Here is a 3,265-nt window from a genome sequence, read left to right as displayed (position 1 = left end):
CACCAGGAACCGTCCCCCTTGCGTCACGGGCCCGTGACAGGCCGTGGAGGCAAGGGGTAGTCATCGTGCGCGAGTGCAGACACCCGCGCTTCGGGGTGATGTCACTCGCCCGACAACGTCAACGTCAGTACGTCGCGATCAGACCCACGTGGAGGCTGGAGTACGTCTCCTCGGCCGCTCCACCGTCGTCCCAGCCCGTCAACGTGCCGGCCCCGGAGAACCGGTCCTTGAAGTGCGCCAGGCGCCAGGCCACGTCGTAGCCGAAGGGTCCCCAGATGTCCCCGGACACGCCCAGCTCCGCGGTCCAGCCGAAGCTGGACACGGACGTGCCGTAGTCGCGCACCTCCAGCGCCCGCCGGCCCCCGTCCGCGTCCGGCGAGTGCCCCGGCCTGGGCGACAGCAACAGCCCGCCCGACGCGTCCAGCCGCACCGAGCTGAACAGCGGCACGGACAGGTCCAACGCCACGGAGGGGAACACGCGGTGCGTGCCGGTCAGCGGGTTGTCCGTGGACGCCTCCACGTCGAACGCGCGCGTCTGGATGCCGGCGCGTGCGCCCACGTAGCCCTGCTGCGGCCGCGTCGTGCCGAAGCGGAAGTAGAAGCGGTACATCGCCTGCGCGGTGAAGGCCGTGTCGGTGGCGGACACCTCGCGCACCGGCGTCTGGCCGCCGTCCCCGGTGAGCGTCACGTCGGAGCTGGAGAAGCCCCGCTGCACGCCCAGCTGGAGTCCCAGCCCGCGCAGCACTGAATCGGTGTGGCGCGCCAGCGGCAGCACCTCCGCCTCCAGCGCCAGGCCCAGGTACGGATACGACGACGAGAAGTCCGACGTGTCCCCCAACTGCTCCTCCTCCGGGAGCCGGTCGTACTCGCCGCAGCTGTCCACGCCGGGCCGCGCGCAGTAGCGCCGCCACGTCGCGGTGAGGGACAGGTTGAGGCGCACCCAGGTGGGCGCGCCCACCTCCGGCTCCGTCTTCGCCTGCGCCCTGCCCGACGGCGTGGTGCCCAGCCGCAGCGACAGCCACGCGGGGGACTCGCGCGTGCCATGGAAGGCGGGCGGCGTCAGGGCGTCAGAGGCCGCCGCGGCCGGAGCCGCCAGGGCTCCAGCGAGGGCGAGGGTCCGCAACAGGCCCGAGGGGACGCTCGCGCGTCGGGTGGTTGTCATGCGCGGGTCAGGTTCACCCAGCGCCGGAGCGAAGTCCAGGCTCGGGGCTCAGGCGTTCATCACGTGACCCACGCTCGCCGCGGAGGGCACTGGCGCGGGCTGCGGCGTGAGCGAAGGCGAGGAATCCTGGGACACCACGGGTGCAGGCTGGGATTCCTGCGTACGACCCAGGAAGTCCCGCCGGTAGATGCGCACCATGGCCATGAAGATGGACGCGATGAGCGGCCCCACCAGCAGGCCCATCATCCCGAACACCGCCAGCCCGCCGAACATGGACAGGAAGACGAGCAGCGGGTGCAGCGCCATGCGCGAGCCGCACAGCCTGGGGCGGATGACGTTGTCGATGCTGCCCACCAGGAAGGTGCCCCACGCGAGCAGGAAGACGCCCTCGCTCACCCGGTTCGCCGCGATGAGGATGACGCCAATGGGCCCCCAGACGAGCGCGGTGCCACCCACCGGCACCAGCGCCACCAGCACCATGGCCGCGCCCCACACGCCGGCGTGCGGCACGCCCGCGATGAGCAGCCCCACGAAGCCCACCGCGCCCTGCACCAGCGCGGTGACGGTGTTGCCGTAGATGATGGCGTACGCGACGTCCGTGAACTCGTGGGAGAAGGCGTCGAAGTAGCGGCGCTCCAGCGGAATCAGCCGGGCCACCTCGTTCACCAGACGACGGCCGTCCAGGAAGAAGTAGTACATGGCGACCGTCATCAGGAACATGTTGACGATCAGCTCCGTGCCGGCGCCCACCAGGTCCGCGAGCAGCCCCGCGCCGCCGGACACCGCCGTCATCAGCAGGCGCTCCGTCTCCGAGCTCTCCGGATCGAAGTGCACGTAGCGGGTGAGGCCGCGCGGCAGGCTGTTGAGCAGGTGGTGGCGCAGGTCCACCTGATCCAACAGGTCCTGCGCCTGGCCCACGAACTGGAGCACCTCGCGGGCCACCATCCAGCCCACCAGCGCCAGCGGCGCCAGGATGAGCAGGAACACCGCGAGGGTGGACAGTCCCGCCGCCAGGGACTTGCGGCCCTGGAGCCGCCGGTCCAAGGAGTCCTGGATGGGCATGAACAGGACGACCAGGAAGCCGCCCAGCAGCACCGGCATCAGGAACGGCAGCAGGATGCGCGAGAAAAGAATCAGCGCGAGCGCGAAGAGCCCCGCGAAGATGAAATTGGACCACCGCTTCGAGTCTGCCGCCGTCACCGCCCCACCCCGTCCCCCAGACCAGCTGCACGCAACGTAGGAACGGTTATTCCCACCAGGAAGTCCGTCCCTCCCATCCCCAAGAGGCCATCCATGACTTCTGGACGTTTCGCTCCGATCGCGGCCGCCGCCACCGCCGTGGTGTCCGGCGCCTTCCTGATGCTCGGTCCCGCCGGTTGCGACGAGGGCGCCCCCGTGGACTGCGGCGACACCTGCCCCCCCGTGGAGGGCACCTATCCGCTGGCCTTCCCGGGCGACGCGGGCCTGCCCTCCGAGTGCGTGAACCTGAACGTGGTGGCCCCGGCGAACGGAGACCCGCTGGTCATCCAGCACACCGACGGCGGCATCATCACGGGGACGCTGACGGGGGTGGCGCTGACGGGCCAGCTGTACGCATCCGGAGCGCTGATCCTGTCCGGCTCCCCGATCCCCAGCAGTGACGGTGGGGTGAGCAGCTTCCTCAGCCTCACCGCGACCTTCGCCGGGGGCCCGGCGGACGGCGGCGGTGTTGGCAGCCTGTCCGGGACCTTCACCGGCAACTACTCGCGCATCCAGGGCACCTCCGCCCTCAGATGCAACGTGGCGCGCCCCTTCACGGCGACCCGGCAGTAAAGCCAGGGCCGCCGGGAGCGGCGCCAGGGAAGACGGACTACTTCTTCTTGCCTTCGGCGGCGGCGGCCTTGGCGGCTTCCTTCTGCTTCTTGATCCGCTTCTTCCAGTGCTGACGGATCTTCATCTGCACGCGGCGGTGCTTGCTCTTGCTGTTGGCCATGTGGGTGGCTCCTGGTCTCCGGAATGGAGCAAAGGGGGGCTTACCTATCAGAAGCCTACGGCCTCCCGGAAGAGGAACCCTCGGGGTCCTCCGGGACGGGGGCCGCGCCGGCCTCCGGGGCAGGCCCAGGC

4 protein-coding genes are annotated in these 3,265 nt (G+C 70.4%); 1 reads left to right on the top strand and 3 read right to left on the bottom strand.

What is annotated here, in order from left to right:
- Positions 1-124: 124 nt before the first annotated feature.
- Positions 125-1,162 carry a hypothetical protein gene (locus D7X55_RS37755; RefSeq protein ID WP_121725563.1) on the bottom strand — a complete coding sequence of 346 codons (1,038 nt, stop codon included), beginning with the start codon at positions 1,160-1,162 and terminating at the stop codon, positions 125-127.
- 48 nt (positions 1,163-1,210) lie between these two features.
- Entirely contained in the window at positions 1,211-2,362 is a 1,152-nt protein-coding gene (locus tag D7X55_RS37750) for an AI-2E family transporter (RefSeq protein ID WP_120552436.1), read from the bottom strand.
- 93 nt (positions 2,363-2,455) lie between these two features.
- On the opposite strand from D7X55_RS37750, the gene D7X55_RS37745 reads away from it, so the two are divergent.
- Positions 2,456-2,974, top strand: coding sequence for a hypothetical protein (locus D7X55_RS37745; protein ID WP_120552437.1), 519 nt, complete (start codon positions 2,456-2,458; stop codon positions 2,972-2,974).
- Between the two features lie 37 nt (positions 2,975-3,011).
- On the opposite strand, the gene D7X55_RS37740 is transcribed toward D7X55_RS37745, so the two are convergent.
- On the bottom strand, positions 3,012-3,134 hold the full coding sequence (locus D7X55_RS37740; RefSeq protein WP_014396669.1) for a hypothetical protein: 123 nt from the start codon (positions 3,132-3,134) through the stop codon (positions 3,012-3,014).
- Positions 3,135-3,265: the final 131 nt, after the last annotated feature.

The organism is Corallococcus sp. AB049A (genome assembly GCF_003668885.1).
Lineage (GTDB): Bacteria > Myxococcota > Myxococcia > Myxococcales > Myxococcaceae > Corallococcus > Corallococcus interemptor.
This window is presented reverse-complemented; position numbering and strand designations above follow the sequence as displayed.